At 62.4% G+C, this 18,333-nt stretch carries 20 protein-coding genes; 10 read left to right on the forward strand and 10 right to left on the reverse strand.

Annotated features, from left to right (window positions below):
* Positions 1 to 16: 16 nt before the first annotated feature.
* Positions 17 to 490, forward strand: a complete 474-nt coding sequence (gene greA / locus I2H38_RS13005) for a transcription elongation factor GreA (protein ID WP_196272287.1) — start codon at positions 17 to 19, stop codon at positions 488 to 490.
* Between the two features lie 41 nt (positions 491 to 531).
* Positions 532 to 1,035 carry a hypothetical protein gene (locus I2H38_RS13010; protein WP_196272288.1) on the forward strand — a complete coding sequence of 168 codons (504 nt, stop codon included), beginning with the start codon at positions 532 to 534 and terminating at the stop codon, positions 1,033 to 1,035.
* A gap of 69 nt (positions 1,036 to 1,104) precedes the next feature.
* Here I2H38_RS13010 and I2H38_RS13015 read toward each other — a convergent pair whose 3' ends face one another.
* Entirely contained in the window at positions 1,105 to 1,587 is a 483-nt protein-coding gene (locus tag I2H38_RS13015) for an Lrp/AsnC family transcriptional regulator (RefSeq protein ID WP_196272289.1), read from the reverse strand.
* A gap of 115 nt (positions 1,588 to 1,702) precedes the next feature.
* Here I2H38_RS13015 and I2H38_RS13020 point away from each other — a divergent pair, with 115 nt between their 5' ends.
* The 3 genes from I2H38_RS13020 to I2H38_RS13030 all read left to right on the forward strand — a co-directional run bounded on the left by I2H38_RS13020 (position 1,703) and on the right by I2H38_RS13030 (position 4,699).
* Entirely contained in the window at positions 1,703 to 2,734 is a 1,032-nt protein-coding gene (locus tag I2H38_RS13020) for a mitochondrial fission ELM1 family protein (RefSeq protein ID WP_196272290.1), read from the forward strand.
* Positions 2,734 to 3,696, forward strand: coding sequence for a thioredoxin-disulfide reductase (gene trxB, locus I2H38_RS13025; RefSeq protein ID WP_196272291.1), 963 nt, complete (start codon positions 2,734 to 2,736; stop codon positions 3,694 to 3,696). The genes I2H38_RS13020 and trxB overlap by 1 nt, the downstream gene beginning before the upstream one ends.
* A gap of 112 nt (positions 3,697 to 3,808) precedes the next feature.
* Positions 3,809 to 4,699 (forward strand): LysR family transcriptional regulator, encoded by an 891-nt coding sequence (locus tag I2H38_RS13030; RefSeq protein ID WP_196272292.1) that lies wholly within the window; start codon positions 3,809 to 3,811, stop codon positions 4,697 to 4,699.
* A gap of 378 nt (positions 4,700 to 5,077) precedes the next feature.
* On the opposite strand, the gene I2H38_RS13035 is transcribed toward I2H38_RS13030, so the two are convergent.
* The 5 genes from I2H38_RS13035 to I2H38_RS13055 form a co-directional block, all read right to left on the reverse strand.
* Complete coding sequence (locus I2H38_RS13035) at positions 5,078 to 6,802, reverse strand: AMP-binding protein (RefSeq protein WP_196272293.1); 1,725 nt, start codon at positions 6,800 to 6,802, stop codon at positions 5,078 to 5,080.
* Between the two features lie 160 nt (positions 6,803 to 6,962).
* Positions 6,963 to 9,002, reverse strand: coding sequence for an elongation factor G (locus tag I2H38_RS13040; RefSeq protein ID WP_196272294.1), 2,040 nt, complete (start codon positions 9,000 to 9,002; stop codon positions 6,963 to 6,965).
* A 164-nt stretch (positions 9,003 to 9,166) separates the two neighbouring features.
* Positions 9,167 to 9,640: a DUF992 domain-containing protein gene (locus I2H38_RS13045; RefSeq protein WP_196272295.1), complete on the reverse strand. Its 474-nt coding sequence runs from the start codon at positions 9,638 to 9,640 to the stop codon at positions 9,167 to 9,169.
* Positions 9,641 to 9,974: 334 nt separating this feature from the next.
* Positions 9,975 to 10,283 (reverse strand): hypothetical protein, encoded by a 309-nt coding sequence (locus I2H38_RS13050; RefSeq protein WP_196272296.1) that lies wholly within the window; start codon positions 10,281 to 10,283, stop codon positions 9,975 to 9,977.
* On the reverse strand, positions 10,280 to 11,482 hold the full coding sequence (locus I2H38_RS13055; RefSeq protein WP_196272297.1) for a pyridoxal phosphate-dependent aminotransferase: 1,203 nt from the start codon (positions 11,480 to 11,482) through the stop codon (positions 10,280 to 10,282). Before I2H38_RS13055 ends, I2H38_RS13050 begins: the two co-directional genes overlap by 4 nt.
* A gap of 124 nt (positions 11,483 to 11,606) precedes the next feature.
* On the opposite strand from I2H38_RS13055, the gene I2H38_RS13060 reads away from it, so the two are divergent.
* Positions 11,607 to 12,587, forward strand: a complete 981-nt coding sequence (locus I2H38_RS13060; RefSeq protein ID WP_196272298.1) for a Bug family tripartite tricarboxylate transporter substrate binding protein — start codon at positions 11,607 to 11,609, stop codon at positions 12,585 to 12,587.
* A 225-nt stretch (positions 12,588 to 12,812) separates the two neighbouring features.
* Positions 12,813 to 13,952, forward strand: a complete 1,140-nt coding sequence (locus tag I2H38_RS13065) for a PQQ-dependent sugar dehydrogenase (protein WP_229426692.1) — start codon at positions 12,813 to 12,815, stop codon at positions 13,950 to 13,952.
* 3 nt (positions 13,953 to 13,955) lie between these two features.
* Here I2H38_RS13065 and I2H38_RS13070 read toward each other — a convergent pair whose 3' ends face one another.
* The 4 genes from I2H38_RS13070 to I2H38_RS13085 form a co-directional block, all read right to left on the reverse strand.
* Positions 13,956 to 15,215 carry an MFS transporter gene (locus I2H38_RS13070; protein WP_196272300.1) on the reverse strand — a complete coding sequence of 420 codons (1,260 nt, stop codon included), beginning with the start codon at positions 15,213 to 15,215 and terminating at the stop codon, positions 13,956 to 13,958.
* Between the two features lie 181 nt (positions 15,216 to 15,396).
* Positions 15,397 to 15,738 carry a DMT family protein gene (locus tag I2H38_RS13075; protein ID WP_196272301.1) on the reverse strand — a complete coding sequence of 114 codons (342 nt, stop codon included), beginning with the start codon at positions 15,736 to 15,738 and terminating at the stop codon, positions 15,397 to 15,399.
* 105 nt (positions 15,739 to 15,843) lie between these two features.
* Positions 15,844 to 16,614: a C13 family peptidase gene (locus I2H38_RS13080; protein WP_196272302.1), complete on the reverse strand. Its 771-nt coding sequence runs from the start codon at positions 16,612 to 16,614 to the stop codon at positions 15,844 to 15,846.
* A gap of 25 nt (positions 16,615 to 16,639) precedes the next feature.
* Positions 16,640 to 16,894 carry a SemiSWEET transporter gene (locus tag I2H38_RS13085; RefSeq protein ID WP_196272303.1) on the reverse strand — a complete coding sequence of 85 codons (255 nt, stop codon included), beginning with the start codon at positions 16,892 to 16,894 and terminating at the stop codon, positions 16,640 to 16,642.
* Between the two features lie 212 nt (positions 16,895 to 17,106).
* Here I2H38_RS13085 and I2H38_RS13090 point away from each other — a divergent pair, with 212 nt between their 5' ends.
* The 3 genes from I2H38_RS13090 (at position 17,107) to I2H38_RS13100 (ending at position 18,291) form a co-directional block, all read left to right on the forward strand.
* Positions 17,107 to 17,496 (forward strand): DUF3775 domain-containing protein, encoded by a 390-nt coding sequence (locus tag I2H38_RS13090; protein ID WP_196272304.1) that lies wholly within the window; start codon positions 17,107 to 17,109, stop codon positions 17,494 to 17,496.
* 142 nt (positions 17,497 to 17,638) lie between these two features.
* Positions 17,639 to 17,884 carry a hypothetical protein gene (locus tag I2H38_RS13095; protein WP_196272305.1) on the forward strand — a complete coding sequence of 82 codons (246 nt, stop codon included), beginning with the start codon at positions 17,639 to 17,641 and terminating at the stop codon, positions 17,882 to 17,884.
* Positions 17,885 to 18,090: 206 nt separating this feature from the next.
* Entirely contained in the window at positions 18,091 to 18,291 is a 201-nt protein-coding gene (locus tag I2H38_RS13100) for a hypothetical protein (protein WP_196272306.1), read from the forward strand.
* Positions 18,292 to 18,333 lie beyond the last annotated feature (42 nt).

The raw sequence follows: 18,333 nt of genomic DNA on the forward strand, positions 1-18,333 counted from the left end.
TTGGACGAGACGAGTGATGGACAAGGTCCCTCTGACGATCAAGGGCTACGCGGCGCTTGAAGAAGAACTCAAGCACCGTCAACAGGTTGAGCGCCCCCGGATCATCCAGGCGATCGCGGAAGCGCGCGCGCTTGGCGACCTGTCGGAAAACGCCGAATACCATGCCGCAAAGGAAGCCCAATCCCTCAACGAGGGCCGGGTGCTGGAACTGGAAAGCCTGATCTCCCGTGCGGAAATCATCGACATCTCGAAGTTGTCGGGCGACCGAATCAAATTCGGCGCGACCGTGCAACTCGTGGATGGGGATACGGAAGAAGAGAAGACGTACCAGATCGTCGGTGACCCGGAAGCGGATGTGCGCTCCGGCCGCGTGTCTGTCTCCTCCCCCATCGCGCGGGCCCTCATGGGTAAGACGATCGGCGATACGGTCGAGGTCACGACCCCCGGCGGCGGAAAATCCTACGAAGTGGTTGGCGTCCGCTTCGGCTGACCAATATCGAACGAGGGGGCATCGGATTGAAAGATCAGGCCATGTCCCCTCGCTTGTCCCGCCGCTTCTTTCTGACAGGCCTCGCCGTGGCGGGCTTCAGCGCGGGCGCCGGGCCTGCCTCGGCCCAGGCCTTCCCACAATATTTCTCGTCTTTCGTCGTCGATGTGAGCGCCCTGAAAGAAAAGGGCCTCGGCCCGTTCGCGGATCTCGTCGGCGCGGCGGCCCTCGATGAGCTCAATCGCGCTTTCGCCGACCGGATCGACCGGCGCGGCTCGCGTCTCGTCGTACGCATCACGGGGATTTTTCTCACTCCCTTTCCCGAGGGCGGAGGAGGAGACCGGCGCTGGCACGGTGGCGGCGGCGGCACGGATTCGCTTGAGGGCGAGGCCCTGGCGGTGGGTCCGAAGGGCGAGATCCTCGCCCGTCACCCACAACTCGCAGTCAGGGCGGTGAACACCAGTATTCTCACGCCCAATGAGCAAGGGCGCGCGGTCGAGGTGGCGCGGTTCTACGTTCAGTGGCTCAGACGTCAGCTGATCAGTTAGAGCATGATTTCCGATAAGTTCATGCGGTATCAAGCGGCTGCAGTCTGATCATGTCTGTAGAAGACACGATCAGTTTGCGTCCGACGCATCCTCGATCGGCACCAGCGGCTCGTCCTTGATAAGGTCAAGGGACAGAGCGGTGCGGACGTTGCGCACATTGGTCAGGGAGGTGAGATCGGAGACGAAATTCTGGAAGGCAGCGAGATTCGGGGCAACGCATTTCAGTATGAAGTCGATATCGCCCGACAGGGTCCAGCACTCGCGCACCATGGACCAGTCCTTGATGTGCCGCTCGAACTCGGTGAGCTCTTTCTTTCCCTGCACATCGAGCTGCACCATCGCGAAGCACACGATCTCGAAGCCTAATGCCTTGGGGTCGAGCATGGCGCGATAGGCCTTGATGATGCCTGCGCTCTCCAGCGCACGCACACGGCGCAGGCATGGGGGCGCCGACAAGCCGACTCGACGGGCCAGCTCCACATTGGTGATGCTGCCGTCTGCTTGCAGTTCCTTCAGGATGGCCCAGTCTATGGAATCGAGGCGTCCGCGCACGTTAACTCCGGGAAAGGCTCGTCTCGGCTGAGTAGACCGTGTAGAGAGGCAGCACAAGAAGGGCTGGCGATTAAGTCGCAACGAACTTCATGAACTCCACAGGCTCATTGATCGAATGTTGCGCGAAACTGAAGGGCCGACCGAGCATCCGGCCCTTACATCCTGGGTTCTGACTGACGGCAAGGCCGGCGACGAGATGCCGGCTTTGAGCGTGACCGATGCTTTGGGGCTCAAGCCGGAGATCAGGCGCGTCCATCCGAAACCACCCTTCAACTGGCTCATGCCGTCGGGGCCGATCGACCCTCGCGAGCGGCCTGAAATGGACAATAGTCCCATCACCCCGCCCTTCCCGGATCTTCTCATCGCTTCGGGCCGCCGCGCCGTGCCCTATCTCCGGTTCGTCAAGCATGCCTCCGGAGGACACACCTTCACCGTGTTCCTGAAGGACCCCCGCACAGGACCGAAGACTGCGGATTTCATCTGGGCCCCCTCCTACGACCGGTTGCGTGGCCCGAACGTGCTTAACACGCTGACCTCCCCGCACCGGGTCTCGGCACCGCGCATCGCAGCCGCGCGCGCGCATCCCGATCCACGCCTTGTCCACTTGCCGCATCCACGCGTGGCCGTGGTCGCGGGCGGCGACAGCCGCCACCACCGTTTCACGGACGAGGACGTCGCCCGCTTCATCAGGCACCTGACTGCGTTGGCCGAGACCGGAAGCGGCCTGATGATCACGGCCTCGCGCCGGACACCTCCGGCCTTGCGGGAGGCTCTCAAGGGCCTGGCCCGCAAGCATGGGAGCTTCTTCTGGGACGGGTCGGGCGAGAACCCCTATGTGGCACTTTTGGCGCTGGCGGATTTCATCGTGGTCACGGCGGATTCCTTCAACATGGTCGGCGAAGCGGCGGCGACGGGGCGGCCTATCCTGGTCTTCGAGCCCACCGGGGGGCACCCGAAGCTCGTCACCTTCATGAACGGCCTCAAGGCCGAGGGAGCTGTGCATCCCTTCGAGGGCCGACTTGAAGGGCAAGCCTATCCACCTCTAAATTCAACCTTTCAGATCGCGAGCGCCATTGCCCAAGGCCTGGCCCGCCATCGTCGCGCTCTCGGTTTGCCGGAGGCGGCGCTTTCATTGGAGAATTCTTAATGGCCCATACCCACGCCAAGCTCATCATCATCGGCTCGGGGCCGGCGGGCTACACAGCGGCAATCTATGCGGCACGCGCCCTTCTCGAGCCCATGCTGATCTCGGGCTTCCAGCCCGGCGGCCAGCTGATGATCACGACCGATGTGGAGAACTACCCAGGCTTCGCCGACGTGATCCAGGGCCCCTGGCTCATGGAGCAGATGCGCCTGCAGGCCGAGCATGTGGGTACGCGGATGCATTCGGACCACATCGTCAAGGTCGACCTGAACCAGCGCCCCTTCCGCCTGGAGGGTGATTCCGGCGACACCTATACCTGCGACGCGCTGATCGTCGCGACGGGGGCCCAGGCGAAGTGGCTCGGCCTGCCGTCCGAAGGCCTGTTTCAGGGCTTCGGCGTCTCGGCCTGCGCCACCTGCGACGGCTTCTTCTTCCGGGGTAAGGAGGTCGTGGTGGTCGGCGGCGGCAACACCGCCGTCGAAGAAGCGCTCTATCTCGCGAACCTCGCCTCGAAGGTCACCCTGGTCCACCGGCGGGATTCCTTGCGCTCCGAGCGCATCCTGCAGGAGCGCCTGTTCAAGCACCCGAATGTCGAGGTGGTATGGAACTCTGCGGTGGAGGAAATTTGCGGCACCGAGAATCCGAATTCCGTCACCCATGTGCGCCTGAAGAATCTTGTGTCCGGCCAGACCTCGGAATTGAAGACGGACGGCGTGTTCATCGCCATCGGCCACAAGCCCTCGACAGAGCTTTTCGCCGGCCAGCTCGACATGAAGCCCGGCGGATACCTTTTGACCAAGCCCGATTCGACCGCGACCAACATTCCCGGGGTCTTTGCCGCTGGAGACGTGGCTGACGACGTTTATCGCCAGGCCGTGACGGCAGCGGGCATGGGCTGTATGGCGGCACTCGAGACCGAGCGTTATCTCGCCGCCTTGGAGGTCACCAAAGAGGCCGCCGAATGATTTTATAAACAACTGGTTAGCCTTCGGTTGGAATTCCTATTGCGTCCGGCCGAAGGCTCATCAGAGATAGCACAGCCCGCTCATGTTGAGGTCGGGGTGTTAGGGGAACGCCGTGGATTGGGACAAGATCCGGATTTTCTATACGGTCGCGGAGGCGGGCAGCTTCACGCGGGCCGGTGACGATCTGAGCTTGAGCCAATCGGCCGTCAGCCGCCAGATCAGCGCGCTTGAGCGTGAGTTGAAGGCCCCCCTCTTCCATCGCCATGCGCGCGGCCTGATCCTGACCGAGCAGGGCGACCTCCTGTTCCGCGCCGCGCGGGACATGCGCATGCGGCTGGAGACCACCAAGGCCCGCCTGGTGGAAACCAGCGAGCGTCCTTCCGGCGATCTTAAAGTCACGACCACCGTGGGCCTCGGGTCGATCTGGCTTGCCCAGCGCGTCGCCGAATTCATGGATCTCTATCCCGACGTGCGCATCGAGCTGATTCTCAGCAATGAGGAGCTGGATCTTGCCATGCGTGAAGCCGACGTGGCGATCCGACTGCGTCGCCCGGCCCAGCCGGACTTGATCCAGCGGCGCCTCTTCACGGTGCACTTCCACGTCTATGCCTCGAACGATTACCTGAAGCGGTTCGGCGAGCCGAAGACGCTGGAAGATCTGGACGAACACCGCATCGTCTCCTTCGGCGGCGACCAGCCGTCCTATCTGCTGGCCATGCACTGGCTTGCGACCGCCGGCCGCGAGGGGCGGGAGCCGCGTCAGTACCATTACGTGGTCAACAACATCACGGCGCTGAAGATCGCCGTCGAGACCGGCGCGGGCATCTCCGTGCTGCCGGATTACGCCGTCGCCGGCAATGCAAACCTGACGCAGATCCTGCGCGACGTGGAAATGTCCTCACTCGACAGCTATCTCGTGTATGCTGAGGAGATGCGCTCGGTCGCCCGCGTCCAGGCTTTCCGCGATTTTCTCATCACCAAGGCACAGCGCTGGACGTTCTAACGCCTCATGCTGTGAACCGCTGATCGAGGAACGCCGTGCGCGGCGTAAGCGCGACTGTACTTGTTCCACCGCCTCCAAAAAAGGTTTCAGACCCTTCATTCCCGCCAAGCTCGATGGCACGAAAGGGTTTCCGTGCATTTCCACGCGAGCTATGCGTCCAGCGCAGCCCTTTTATGAGGCGTGTTGCATTGCAAAAAGGCGCGATGCAGCCGATATGAGCATTGGCTGATTTCAACGCGGCTTCGCTTTCTTCCTCCCGGCGATGCCGTGTCGGCCGTTCCCTCTGGAAGGTTTTGACTTCTGTCAGACCTCTACTTAGCCGGGCCCTGTGCCCGGCTTTTTTCTTTTTTGGATCTCACTCGACGGCCGCAAACCGGGTCACCCCGGCTGCTGCACCTCGTCCTTGAGTACCCGGCGCAGCACCTTGCCCACATTGGTCTTCGGCAAGGTCTCGCGGAACTCGATACGGCGGGGAATCTTATATCCCGTCAGGTTTTCCCGACAGTAAGCGCGCAAGGCATCCGCGGTCAGATTCGGGTCACGGCGTACCACATAGGCGACCACAGCCTCGCCCGATTGTTCGTCCGGCACGCCGATCACGGCGGCTTCCATGACCCCCGGATGGTGGGCGAGCACGTCCTCGACCTCGTTCGGATATACGTTGAAGCCGGAGACGAGAATCATGTCCTTCATCCGATCGACGATCTTCACTTCGCCGTTGGGCTTCATCAACGCCACGTCACCCGTACGGAAGTAGCCGTCCGTCGTCATGACCTTCGCGGTCTCATCAGGCCGCTGCCAGTAGCCGGCCATCACCTGCGGCCCCTTGACGCATAGCTCCCCCCGCTCGCCAAAGGGCAGCGATGCGCCATCGTTACCTCGGATGGCGATGTCCGTGGACGGCAGTGGGAAGCCGATCGTGCCGGTAAACTCCTCGATATCGAGCCTGTTGGCGCAGACCACCGGGGAGGTTTCCGACAAGCCGTAGCCCTCGACGATGGGCTGGCCCGAAACCTCTTTCCATTTCTTGGCGACCGCCGCCTGGGTCGCCATGCCGCCGGACACCGCGAAGACCAACTGCGAGAAGTCCACATCCTCGATGCCAGGCGCATTCGCCAAGGCGTTGTAGAGCGTATTGACGCCCGACATCAGGGTGACACGGTGAGATTTGAGCGTCTTCACGAAGCCGGCGATGTCGCGTGGGTTGGCAATCAGCAACTGGCAGCCGCCGATTTTCGTCATCAACAGAGCGCAGACGGTCAGTCCGAAAATGTGATAGAGTGGCAGCGCCGTCACCATCACATGATCTTCGCGTTCTCCGAAGAACGGCCGCATCCAGGCTTCGCATTGGAGGACGTTCGCCGCCACGTTGCGATGAAGCAGGACCGCGCCTTTGGCGACTCCCGTCGTTCCGCCCGTATATTGCAGGAAGGCGATGTCGTCCGGCGTCACGACCGTCGGCTGCGGCGGTCGTTTGGCCCCCTCCGTCAGAACCGCGTTGAAGGAAACCGCACCTGGAATGTTGAACGGCTTGACCGCCTTCTTCACATACCGGGACACGAGATTGACGATGGTGCCCTTCAGGCCCAGGAGATCGCCCGGCTTCACGATCACGACCTGATCGAGCGTGAACTCCGACAGCGTGTCGGCCACCGTCCAGGCGAAGTTCTCGAGCACGAAGATGAACCGCACACCGGCATCCTGCAGCTGGTGCGCCAATTCCCGGTGGGTATAAAGCGGGTTGACGTTGACGACCTCGCCACCCGCGATCAGGGCCCCAAACAAGATCGCCGGATAGGCCATCACATTCGGCATCATGATCGCGACGCGGTCGCCTTTCTTCAGCCCCTGCGCCTGCAGCCACGACGCGATCGCATCGGCGGCGTGCCCCAGTTCAGCGTAGGTCATCTTCTTGCCGAAGCTTTCGGCGGCTGCACGTTGTGGATAGGCAGCGACCCCGTCACGAAACATATCGACGAGCGTCCCGATCCTGGCTTCGTCAATCGTTTTGGGAACCTGCGCGGGGTAGGAATTTAGCCAGGGTCTCGTTCGAGAGTTCTCTGCAGCGCCTGCAGGGGCAGCCGCCGGAATCGTTGCGCTCATTCATTTCCTCCGCTTTTCGGCGGTTGCTTCATGGGAGATGGCGTCTCCGTCGAAGGTAACTTGGCGCGTCGGAGGCAGTTTGTCGATGGGGGCGCCCGCCGGTGGATAAGTGACCGATTTTCCTCAGAAAACCGGCCACCCGCAAATCGCACCCGGCCACTCAATGGGTCTTGTGCAGCACCATGTCGGCGGGTCGTCCGCTCAGTTCGGCCATGTGGTCGAACTTCGTCGAAAACGTCCCGACCCCCGCGGTCACGGAACGCAGTTCGACGATCAGATCGCCGATCTCCGCCTCCGGTATGGTCGCGCTGATCACGTCCCAGCCGGCCCATCCGGGTCGCCCGTTATAACCGAGGATCTGCCCGCGACGCGCGGTCACAAGCCCGGTTGCCTTGGACAGAGCCTCCGTCGGAATGGTGACCTCGACGGAGAGAACCGGTTCCAGCAGGACAGGTTTGGCCTTCGGCAAGGCTTCCGCCAAGGCCAGTCTTGCCGCCGCCTGGAAGGCCGCGTCGGACGAATCGACCGTATGATAAGACCCATCGGTCAGCGCCACGGCGAGATCAACCACCGGAAAGCCCAGCGGACCCGACTTGATGGCGTCCCGCACGCCTGTTTCCACGGAAGGGATGTATTGGCGCGGCACCACGCCTCCGGTGATGCTGTCCTGAAACGCAAAGCCCTCCCCACGCGGCAAGGGCCTGATCTCGATCATCACATCGCCGAACTGCCCATGGCCGCCGGTCTGCTTGCGGTGACGCCCCCTGGCCGAGGCGGCCGCACGAATCGTCTCGCAATAGGCCACACGCGGCCTGCCGGTCTCGACACCGACTTGGAAGCGCGACGCCAGCCTTTCCACCGCGACGCGCAAATGCATCTCGCCCTGGCCGAGCAGACGGATCTCGCCCATGTCGGGGCGCGCGTCGACAACGAGCGAGGGATCCTCTTCCGTGATCTTCGACAACGCGCTCGAAAGACGCACGTCGTCCCTGCGGTCCTTCACCTTAACCGCCACCGCATAGACCGGCTCGGGCGGAGCAGAGGACAGGATGGCTTCGGGGCGGGCCTTGTCGGCAGCGAAGCTGTCGCCGGTCGCAATACCCTCAAGCCGTCCAAAGCCGAGCGTCTCGCCGGGCTTTGCCTCCGCGACCCGCGTCGTAGCGGTCCCGACCGGCGACAGCAGGCTTCCGATGCGCGCTTCGGCGCCGCGCGAACCGAGCACCGTGTCGCCCTCATGAAAGACCCCGCGCAGCACGCGCCCGATCGAGAGCTTTCCGCCCTGTCCCATATGCAGGGTCTTCATGACCTGAGCGAGCGGCGCGCCGTCAGGCGAAACGCCGAGACGGGCGCGGGTGTCCTCCAGTGTCGGGGCCTCATGCCGCAACGCCTTCAACAACCGCGTGACACCGTTGCCGCGATCGGCCGAGCCGATAAAGGCGGGCACCACATGACGTTCTTTCAATTCGCGCGAGAGATCGTCGAAAATCCGGTCGCGTGGCGGCTCGATCTCGGAGATCAGATTCTCCATCAGGTCGTCGTCGTAATCGGCGAGACGTTCCAGCATGGCGAAACGCGCTTCGCGTTCGCGAAGGGCATCAGCATCGGGCAGATCCACAACTTCGCTCGGCGCGTGCTCGCGATAGATGAAGGCGCGTTCCAGCGCCAGATCGATAAAGCCGACCGCGATGCCGTCCTTCCAGATCGGGATCTGGCGCAGGAGCAGCGGCGTGCGTGACGCGCGCTGCAGCACCGACAAGGTTTCGCGCACGCGCCGCGTTGCCGTGTCGATTTTGTTGATGAAAAGGAAGCGCGGAATGTCTGCTTCCTCCAGCTCCCTCAAGATGATTTCGAGGGCGGGGATTTTTCGCTCATCCGCCTCGCACACGACGACGGCGGCATCGCAGACCGGCGTGACATTGCGCATCTCATGCATGAATTCCGTCGACCCCGGGCAGTCGACGAAGGTCATCGTCTCGCCGAGGAACTCCACCGTCGCCACATTGGGCTCGATGCTCATGCCATGTGCACGGGCCTCCGTACTCGCATCGCCGACGCTGTCGCCGTTGGTCACGCGACCCGCTCGCGAGATCACGCCGGTTCGCTCCAGGATCGCTTCAAGGAGCGTGGTCTTGCCGCTCTGGAATGGGCCGACGATGGCAATGCATCGGGGGCCCGCCGGTCCTCTGCCGTTGGGTGCCATGAGTGTCTCCTTCACTGCCCCCGTCAGCGCGGCCTTGGCGGTCGCGTTCTTTCAGATGCTCTGCCTGTCCCGCGCCTTTGGCAAGCGGCTTATCCGCAAGAGCAGGCTTGAGCGCGAACGGCCGGGCTTTCGCCCGGCCGTCGTATTAAAGGTTGAAAGGCTTCCTATCGCGCAGGTTGCAGCTCGAAATCGCCCACGCCGAGGGCGAAATTCAGGCCCGTCTGGCCCGTGACCGAAATCGGCTGAAGCGCGATGGAGCGGTTCGATCCACCGACGAGCACATTGGCCCCAAGCCCCGCGCCGAGGGTCGCTTCTGCCGTCGCACCGACATAGGTGCCCGCGAGCGAACCGGGCGCGGCGCTGCCCTGCGAGAACACGGCCCAGGTGAGAACGCCGCGCGAGGTCGCGCCGATGTCGAGGCCGAATTTGCGGATCACGCCGAGATAATGTTCGGGCCGCCCACGACGCGGCTGGAAAGTGCAGGCGGTGCCCTTCTGCGACCCAAGAATGAGGCCCACGCCGCCGGACACGTTGCAGGTCAGCACGCCAGCCCGAACCCGGTTCTGGGCCTGTGCTTCCGTGATGCCCGATGATGCGATGAGGGCAAGGGCGGCGAGCGCGGTCGAGGTCCGAAGCATGCTGATCTCCTAAGCTTGACTAGACTTGGCGATCAACGGCTCAGGGAGGATGAGGTTCCGAAAAGGGGAGAAGGGAGAAGAATCCATCTGCCCCTTGTGCGTACAGACCCGGCTTTATTGCCTGAATAACGACAAGCGGCAGGAGAAAAAACCGTTCCCCGTCAGAGCAAATCTAACATTGTTGGATGGCCGAACGGAGCCCCACGTCGCCATGGCCTTGTGTCGGCCATCTCGATTGAGTTAAGCGCCTCCAGAACCGAGATCCCCGAGACAAGCCTGTGATGACAAGTCCCTCTTACCGCAACGAGCTGCAAAAGCTCCGAAAATAGCGTCGTTACTCCGCCTTGGCGGGAACAATCGCAGCCTGGGAATCCTGGTGCTCGCCTCGCGGTACAATCTGCATGGAGAAAATTGTCACCGGACCCGCGCGGAGAAGATTCATGGCGGAAACAATCATCTCCGCCAGTCGCTCCGGCGAGACGCTGTCATCTTCAAGATCGAGGATGAAGCCACGCGCCTCGACATAACCGCCATTGGTGAAGTCGACCCTGAAGTCGGACTTCACACGCCAAGGCGAATGCTGATCAAGTCTGTAAGGAGGGGCCTCGGGATCCGGATTGAGAACTCGAGGCCAATCGCTCATCTCAGCGAGCCGCAGAAGCGTTGGATGCGGTTGCAGGCATCCTCCAGAACCGCGTTCGATGTCGCATAGGAGATGCGGAAGTTCGGGCCGAGGCCGAAGGCCGAGCCGTGAACAGCCGCGACGCCTTCGGCCTCGAGCAGTTCGGACACGAAATCCTCGTCCGTGTGCAAGACCTTGCCCGAGGGCGCGGTCTTGCCGATGGCCTCGGCGCAGGACGGATAGACGTAGAACGCGCCTTCCGGCATCGGGCACTTCAGGTACTTCGACTGATTGAGCATCGAGACCACGAGATCACGGCGCTCCTCGAAAGCCTTCTTGAACACCTTGAGGTGATCCTGCGGACCGTTCAGCGCCTCTACCGCCGCCCATTGAGCGATGGAACACGCGCCGGAGGTCTGCTGGCCCTGCACGAAGTCCATGGCCTTGATGAGGTTCTCGGGCCCGGCCGCGTAGCCGATGCGCCAACCGGTCATGGCATAGGATTTCGACACGCCGTTCATGGTGAGCGTACGGCCATAAAGGCCCGGCTCCACCTGAGCGGGGGTGACGAACTCGAAATCGCCGTAGGTCAGATGCTCATACATGTCGTCGGTGAGCACCCACACATGCGGATGGCGCATCAGCACGTCGGTGATGGCCTTCATCTCGGCATGGGTATAGGCCGCGCCGGTCGGGTTCGACGGCGAGTTGAGAATGATCCATTTGGTCTTGGGCGTGATCGCACGTTCCAGCGGCTCGGGCTGCAGCTTGAAATTGTGCTCCATGGTGGTGTCTACGAACACCGCCTTGCCGCCGCACAGAACGACCATTTCGGGATAGGACACCCAATACGGGGTCGGGACGATGACCTCGTCGCCCGGGTTCAGGGTGGCGAGCAGCGCGTTATAGATGACCTGCTTACCACCAGTGGAAACGATGGTCTGAGACGGCGTGTAGTCGAGCCCGTTCTCGCGCTTGAATTTGCGGGCGATGGCCTCGCGCAAAGGCACGATGCCGGGAACGGGCGTGTATTTCGTCTCGCCGCGGCGGATCGCCGCCATGGCCGCTTCCTTGATATTCTCCGGCGTGTCGAAATCCGGCTCGCCGACGGAAAGGCTGATAACATCCCGGCCCTGGGCTTTGAGATCCCGCGCTTTCTGCGTGATGACGATGGTCGCAGACGGCTTGATGCGGGAAAGGGCGTCAGACAAAAAGCCCATGGGAAACCTCCGGTTGGGGCGTTAGAAGGGATCGGCGACGGCGCGCGGGACCCTAGTCCGCAAAGACCGTCCAAGCAAGTAAAACAGCCCGTCGAAGACGGGTTTTTGAGGAGACCCCGATCCGATGATGATGTCCGCCACCCGCCGCCTCGCGCTCGGTCTTGTCGCCGGCGCAACGCTTTTCGCCACGGCTGCCAGCGCCCAGACCTTTCCGAACCGTATCGTCAAGATGGTTGTGCCTTATCCGGCGGGCGGCCCCACCGACGTCATCGCCCGCATCGTTGCGGAAGATATGGGCAAAGAACTGGGCCAGAACGTGATTGTCGAGAACCTGGCCGGAGCCTCGGGCGCGATCGGCACCCGCGCGGTCGCGAAGGCTGAACCCGACGGTTACACCATCGTGTTCGGCAACAACCAGACCCACGGGAACAACATGTTCCTGCTCAAGGAGCCGGGATACGACGCGGTGAAGGACTTTGCGCCGCTTGCCGGCGCGGGCGCATTCGAGCACGTCTTCGTGGTCAGCAACGACCTGCCAGTCAAATCGATGCAGGAGCTTATCGCGTTGGCGAAGAAAGACCCGAGCAAGCTGAATTACGGCTCGACCGGCGTCGGCTCGGGCTCGCATCTCGCAACCGAACTCTTCATGGTTCGTACCGGCACCCAGATGACCCACGTGCCCTTCCGCGGCGCAGCGCCACTGGTGACGGAACTCATGGCAAGCCGCATCGACGTATCGAACTCGACCCTGCCGAGTGTGCTTGCCCAGTTCCAGGCCGGTCAGATGCGCGCCATCGGCATCGCGAGCCCGCAACGCAACGCACAGGCGCCGGACGTGCCGACCTTGCGCGAGCAGGGCATCACCGATGCGGACGCGGAATCCTGGGCCGCGTTTTTCGCCCCGGTGAATACCCCGAAGCCCATCCTCGACAAACTCTCCGGCACGATCATCGCGATCCTGAAGAAGCCGGACATCAAGGAGCGGATCACAAAGCTCGGCTTCACCCTGAACGTGCGCGATCCTGAAGCCTTCAGGCCGTATCTCGCGAAGGAAATTCAGACCTGGGCCGAGATTATCAAGACGGCGAACATCAAGGCTGAGTGAGTCGGTGCAACTTGCCATTCCGGGCCCCTTGCAGCGAGGCCCGGAACGGCTGCTGCATTGTCCCGGCCATCTTGATTGAGGCGGTGCCCTTCCATCGTCATCACCGGGGAAAGCCCGGTGATGACAGTCGAGGGGAAACGCAAGAGCGCGTGTGCGTTCCCGCCACAAGGTTGACGCCTCGCGTCAATGGGTTAGCTCTGCGATCATTCTTGGATGGAGATTTTCATGACGCGCGCTTCAACCGCCCTCGCCTTCACGCTGTTGCTCGGCGTTGCCTCGGCAGCATCTGCGCAGGACACTCAGCGTGTTCGCACCGATAAGGTGGAAGTGATCGTCGAGACGGTGGCGCGCGGTCTGGAAAATCCCTGGAGCCTCGCCTTCCTGCCGGATGGCCGAATGCTCGTGACGGAGAGGCCCGGCCGTCTGCGCATCGTGGCAGCAGACGGCAAGCTCTCCGACCCTGTCAACAACGTGCCGCCCGTCGCCGCGCGCGGCCAGGGCGGATTGCTCGATGTGGCGCTCGATCCGAACTTCAAACAAAATCGCCTGATCTATCTCAGTTTCGCGGAGGAGAGGGGCGAAGGTCGCGCCGGCACAAGCGTCGCGCGCGCGCGCCTCAACGACGACGGCGCGGCGCTCGAGAATGTGCAGGTCATCTTCCGTCAGGAGCCCGCGCATACGGGTGGAAACCATTTCGGCTCGCGCCTCGTCTTCGATCGCGACGGCAATCTCTTCATCACCCTCGGCGAACGGTTCGATTTGCGCGAGCAGGCACAGAACCCGGCCAATCATCTCGGCAAGATCATTCACATCAAGCCGGAAGGCGGCGCAGCGGCAAACAATCCGTTCCTCAACATTCAGGGCACGAGGCCGGAAATCTGGTCCATCGGCCATCGCAACGTGCAAGGCGCGGCGCTCAATCCCGCGACCGGCGAACTCTGGACCGCCGAGCACGGCGCGCGCGGCGGCGACGAGATCAACATTCCGCGTAAAGGCAGGAATTACGGCTGGCCCGTGATCACCTATGGTGTCGATTATTCAGGCGTGAAGATCGGCAAAGGCACGAAGAGAGCCGGCATGGAGCAGCCAATCTATTATTGGGACCCATCCATCGCGCCGTCCGGCATGATGTTCTACACGGCTGACAAATTCCCCGGCTGGCGCGGCAACATTCTCGTCGGCGCGCTCGCGGGTAAGCTCGTCTCGCGGCTGGAGATTGACGGCGACAAGGTAACGGGCGAGGAGCGCATGCTACAGAACCTCGGCGAACGCATCCGCGACGTGCGCCAGGGACCGGACGGGCTTGTCTATCTCCTGACGGACTCAAGCCAGGGCCGGATCCTGAGGATGAAGCCTGCCACCTGAGGATTAGACGGCCTGCCCGTACGAGAGAACGTTAGAGTCCAGTCCGTCGACGTTCGCGCGTTGGGCTTGCGGTGCGCGCGATGCGGGCGGCGGCAGGCTGTGCCCGATCGTGAACATGAGAGCGCTCGCCGCAGCGAAGAGCGCGAAGAGAAAGAACATTCCCCCTCCGCCGAAGGCACCGAGCGCCAAGCCGCCCAGCAGCGGCCCAAGGAAATTGCCGACGGACGAGAACGAATGCGCCCCGAAATAGCTGCCGCGATTGGCCTCGGTCGCAATGCCATCGACGAGGACGTATTCCGAGGGAACGACCAGAACCTCGCCGAGCGTGAACACGATCATCGACACGACAAGCATTTCGACGCTCGAGGAAGCGCCGAATCCCACCTCACCGGCGAGGAAGAGGACGCATCCCAGAACGAGCGCCGGCAGCGCGCCGATTTTCTGGATGACGTAGCGCGCGGGCGTGCTCGCCAACAGGACGGCGACGGCGTTCGTCGTCACCAGAATCGCGAAGGCTCTGACTCCATCTTCGAAGCTGACGCTGACATATTGCGACAGAGTGATGGACCATTGGCCGTAGACGGCAAATAGCAGCGTGCCACCGCCGAGGAAGAAGATCAGACGATGGTCCCGAAAGGCCACGCCGAGATTGCGCAGGCCCGCCGTATGCTTCCCCTCTCGTGTCTCCTCTTGGGCAATGCGCGAAGGGACGACGAAGGCGACCAGGGTCGCGAATGCCGCATACACGCCTCCCGCGACCACAAAGAGAGTCGAGGCTCCGGTCCCGATCGCAATTCCGATCATCGGACCGATGGCCCATCCGGCATTGGATGCGAGGTAACGCCACGAAAATACACGCAAGCGCAGATGAGGCGGAGACGCGTCGCTCATCAATGCCCGCGAAACCGGGCTATAGACGGCCTCCGCGATCGCAGAAACAATCTGCGCCGCTCCGAACGCCAGGATGGAATTCGCAAGCCCGAGCCCAAGCAGCGCAAACGACATGGAGACCAGGCTGACCAGCAGGACGGCCTTTCGCCCGACCAGATCGGATAGCGAACCGGCGAAGGGCGCGATGATCGCGCCGAGAAGCGGCCCCGTGCCGAGAAGGGCCCCGATACCGCCCGGGTTCAGGCCGAATTCCTGCTGCAGCTTCAGGGCCAGGAAAGTGAGGCTCATCCCGCGCGCGACGGCGGTGATGCCGGCCCCCGTAATGAGCAACCATGCGATGAGCCGCCCCGTGCGCTCGGAATAGCTCGTCATCCGCCCCACCCTTGTCGCGAAACGCCCTTTGGGCGTTCGTATCCCCTTCGCATCATGGCATGGGATGCCCGCGTTTCCACGTCAGCGCAAGCCTTTCGGGATCACGAGCTTCAAACCCGACCAAGTCTCGTCGACGGCGCAGACCTTCACATCGGCGTGCCCGAATAGCCCGTGCTCATGATCAGCGTGTCTGGAAGATGAAGGCCGCACCTGCGGCGATCAGCGTGAAACCGATAAGGTGGTTCCAGCCTAGCGGCTCCTTCAGGTACAAAATCGAGAAGCCCGCGAAGACCGCGAGCGTGATGACCTCCTGCATGGTCTTCAATTGCGCCGCGGAATAGACCGATGATCCGATACGGTTGGCGGGAACAGCGAGCCAGTATTCGAAAAAGGCGATGCCCCAACTCACCATGACGGCGATCCAGAGAGGGGTCATCTTGAACTTCAGATGTCCGTACCACGCGAAGGTCATGAAGACGTTCGAGGCAATCAACATCACAACAGGCGCGACATAGGGATTCATGGCTCTGTCTCGGAAGGTGGCAATGATACGCCTTGCCGTAGCCATCTCCGTCCGCCTGTCAAGCGCGGCCGGGAGCGCGATGCCGTGATGAAACCGGCCAATGGCTCAGCGTGCTTTGAGCCGCTCAAGAACGGGCGCGCCGCCCGCGATTTGCGGGTGGGAAGGGTCGAATCCCTCCCGTTCTTCCCGCTTTGTCACCAGATCGTGCGCCTTCTTGAAGGCCACGTCGAGCTGCCTTTCGTTCCGCAGCGCCTTGTTGAAGAACGCATCTCCGAAATAGGTCCAGGTCGCGCCGTCGCGGCAGCCGAAGGATGGCTTGTCCTCGGCGGCGGCGGTGATGACGAGAGTGCGCTCGTCGGCCAGGGCATTCGCAAAAATGCCGGAATAGCACGCGGAGACGATGACCACGCGATGGCGCGCTTTTGTCTCACCAAGAAGATACCGGACGTCATCTGGCGTCACGATATGCGCCTCGCGCCGAGATACCAGGCCGAGCCCCTGGGGCGCTCCGTGAGACGTGAGGACGAGCATGATGACATCCTCATCAGGGTCAAGGGCTCGCCCGACCGCCTGCGATGCCGCAAGCAAGGAAGCGGGCGTCGCCTCCGAACGGGCCTTCGTGTTGACGCGGACGATGGTGCGACCTTTCGAGCCAAACTGCCCTTCGAGAATGCGCGCAGCGCCCTTCGCTTCGCTCTCGAAGACACTCTGAGGCCCCCAGAGGCCAAAGGACAGGACATAGACATCGATCTTGCCCGGACGGTGCGGCTCGACCGTGAAAGCGGCGGCGCCTCCGGCTTTCTGGGCCAGCGCTTCAGAGGAAAGCCCGCAGGACAGGGCCAGGCCGACCAGGACACAGGCAACAAAGCGGCGCATCGTTTTCCCTCTTTGGTCGAGGAGCTTAGCCGTATCGTAGTTTCATAGCTAGGATCAACGCGACGAGGATGAATGTGACGCTATTGGCGAGGATGATCGGCGCATCGCCCACCAGGATGCCGTAGAACAGCCACAGGGCGACGCCCACCGTCAAAACACTCTGCGTAACGAGGGAAAGCGCCTTCGTGTCCTTCGTCCGAAGGGTCCGGAGGGCCTGCGGCAACCAGCAAACAGTGGTCATAATGGCGGCGGCAAAGCCGAGGATTTCAAGGCCGGACATGATCGAATCGCGTTTGGAGAGGATGCAGCTTTATCACGCCCGCATAAGACGGCCTTATGAAATTCTGGCGGGTTCAGGCCCCGCCACCATGTCCTTGGCGCGGACCTGGAAAGGACGGCAGCGATCGAGCCGAACCGAAAGCATTGTTCCGGGTTTTGTTGTCATGGATGCAAGAAAAAAACTGTCCCGAAAGGTTCCGCAAGAGGTTCTCCATGGACATCGCCCTCGACAAGGTTTGTGAACTCATTCTCCACGCGAGGGCCATCGATGTGAAGGAAGGGCCGACGGACCCCGCCTCCGGCTCGAACCCGATCGATGACGGCAGCATCGACTCCCTGACCTCCTCGCCGGACGACGCGACCGAAGACGAGTTCCGCGAGGTGATCGCGGGCCTCAATGACGATGAGCGCGTCGACCTGATCGCACTGGTCTATATAGGCCGGGGCGACCTGGAGCCTGAGGAATGGGGCGCGGCGGTCCGTCTTGCCCGCGAGCGTGAGGCGGCGAGCTCTCTTCCCACGGCCGACTGGCTGCTGGGAATTCCAAACCTCGGAGACCTGTGGGAGGAAGGTCTCAGCGCGCTGGATCGCCGCTGCGACTAGCCCCCATCGGACAATACCTCACGGCACGCACAGGCTCGGCTCTCGGACTGGGTGAAAGATAACGCGGCGATAGCCCGGTGACGGTGCCGCAATTGCGACACGGATCCCTCCAAGAATCCCAATGATTCAAGGAGGATACCTCATGGTTCGACGACAACCCTCAACAACCTCCCTCGACGAGGATGCAGCGCGCGCCATCGAAGAGGCGCTCGATGCCGCGCTCTCCGACACCTTTCCCGCCAGCGACGCGTTGAACCTTCAACAATGGGCCGAACTGAAGCGGGAACGACAGATCGGCAAACCAGGCACGGTCGCACCTTCCGCCGACACCGACGAAGAAGACCGCACCGAACTCTACCTCAAAGGCCCCACGGCGTTCTCTGCCTGAGCCTTACGCGCGATGTCACGGAAACGTGAAACGCCGCCTCATCCGCAAACATTGGGATGCGTAACCAGCCGGAAGCTTCGCCTTCAGTCGCTGCCCGCGATCCCGCGTCTCATTGCGACGACAGACACCGCGAAGCACAGGATATTTCAGTTCTTACCTTGCGTTGCGCGTGCTGGAGACGAGGCTGAAGCGGAGTTTCCCCATGAATGACTTCGAGCAGAGCGCGGCGATATTCGCCGCTTGCGGCCGCTTCCGGTCCCATTGGCTCGGACAGGCTGGCGCTCGAATTCAGGCAGGGCAAACGCGTGGGAGGAAAGATCGCGGCATTGCTCGCTTCCCTCACCCGTCTCGGTCACCTCGCGACAAGCGATGGCGGGCGCACGTTCAGTCTGCGGCGTGTGGCGTGAGGCAGCGAAGCTGTCGTGCGTCGATCGAGTGACGAGGCGAGG

This window comes from Microvirga alba (genome assembly GCF_015694465.1).
Lineage (GTDB): Bacteria > Pseudomonadota > Alphaproteobacteria > Rhizobiales > Beijerinckiaceae > Microvirga > Microvirga alba.

What these genes read in the sequence shown, in the direction of transcription:
- I2H38_RS13010 (WP_196272288.1), top strand. Translation starts at nt 532, where the DNA reads ATGTCCCCTCGCTTGTCCCGCCGCTTCTTTCTGACAGGCCTCGCCGTG.
- I2H38_RS13085 (WP_196272303.1), bottom strand. Translation starts at nt 16,894, where the DNA reads ATGTCCGGCCTTGAAATCCTCGGCTTTGCCGCCGCCATTATGACCACT.
- greA (WP_196272287.1), top strand. Translation starts at nt 17, where the DNA reads ATGGACAAGGTCCCTCTGACGATCAAGGGCTACGCGGCGCTTGAAGAA.
- I2H38_RS13035 (WP_196272293.1), bottom strand. Translation starts at nt 6,802, where the DNA reads ATGAGCGCAACGATTCCGGCGGCTGCCCCTGCAGGCGCTGCAGAGAAC.
- I2H38_RS13065 (WP_229426692.1), top strand. Translation starts at nt 12,813, where the DNA reads ATGACGCGCGCTTCAACCGCCCTCGCCTTCACGCTGTTGCTCGGCGTT.
- I2H38_RS13090 (WP_196272304.1), top strand. Translation starts at nt 17,107, where the DNA reads ATGGACATCGCCCTCGACAAGGTTTGTGAACTCATTCTCCACGCGAGG.
- trxB (WP_196272291.1), top strand. Translation starts at nt 2,734, where the DNA reads ATGGCCCATACCCACGCCAAGCTCATCATCATCGGCTCGGGGCCGGCG.
- I2H38_RS13080 (WP_196272302.1), bottom strand. Translation starts at nt 16,614, where the DNA reads ATGCGCCGCTTTGTTGCCTGTGTCCTGGTCGGCCTGGCCCTGTCCTGC.
- I2H38_RS13050 (WP_196272296.1), bottom strand. Translation starts at nt 10,283, where the DNA reads ATGAGCGATTGGCCTCGAGTTCTCAATCCGGATCCCGAGGCCCCTCCT.
- I2H38_RS13045 (WP_196272295.1), bottom strand. Translation starts at nt 9,640, where the DNA reads ATGCTTCGGACCTCGACCGCGCTCGCCGCCCTTGCCCTCATCGCATCA.
- I2H38_RS13070 (WP_196272300.1), bottom strand. Translation starts at nt 15,215, where the DNA reads ATGACGAGCTATTCCGAGCGCACGGGGCGGCTCATCGCATGGTTGCTC.
- I2H38_RS13095 (WP_196272305.1), top strand. Translation starts at nt 17,639, where the DNA reads ATGGTTCGACGACAACCCTCAACAACCTCCCTCGACGAGGATGCAGCG.
- I2H38_RS13060 (WP_196272298.1), top strand. Translation starts at nt 11,607, where the DNA reads ATGATGATGTCCGCCACCCGCCGCCTCGCGCTCGGTCTTGTCGCCGGC.
- I2H38_RS13040 (WP_196272294.1), bottom strand. Translation starts at nt 9,002, where the DNA reads ATGGCACCCAACGGCAGAGGACCGGCGGGCCCCCGATGCATTGCCATC.
- I2H38_RS13055 (WP_196272297.1), bottom strand. Translation starts at nt 11,482, where the DNA reads ATGGGCTTTTTGTCTGACGCCCTTTCCCGCATCAAGCCGTCTGCGACC.
- I2H38_RS13075 (WP_196272301.1), bottom strand. Translation starts at nt 15,738, where the DNA reads ATGAATCCCTATGTCGCGCCTGTTGTGATGTTGATTGCCTCGAACGTC.
- I2H38_RS13020 (WP_196272290.1), top strand. Translation starts at nt 1,703, where the DNA reads ATGTTGCGCGAAACTGAAGGGCCGACCGAGCATCCGGCCCTTACATCC.
- I2H38_RS13100 (WP_196272306.1), top strand. Translation starts at nt 18,091, where the DNA reads ATGACTTCGAGCAGAGCGCGGCGATATTCGCCGCTTGCGGCCGCTTCC.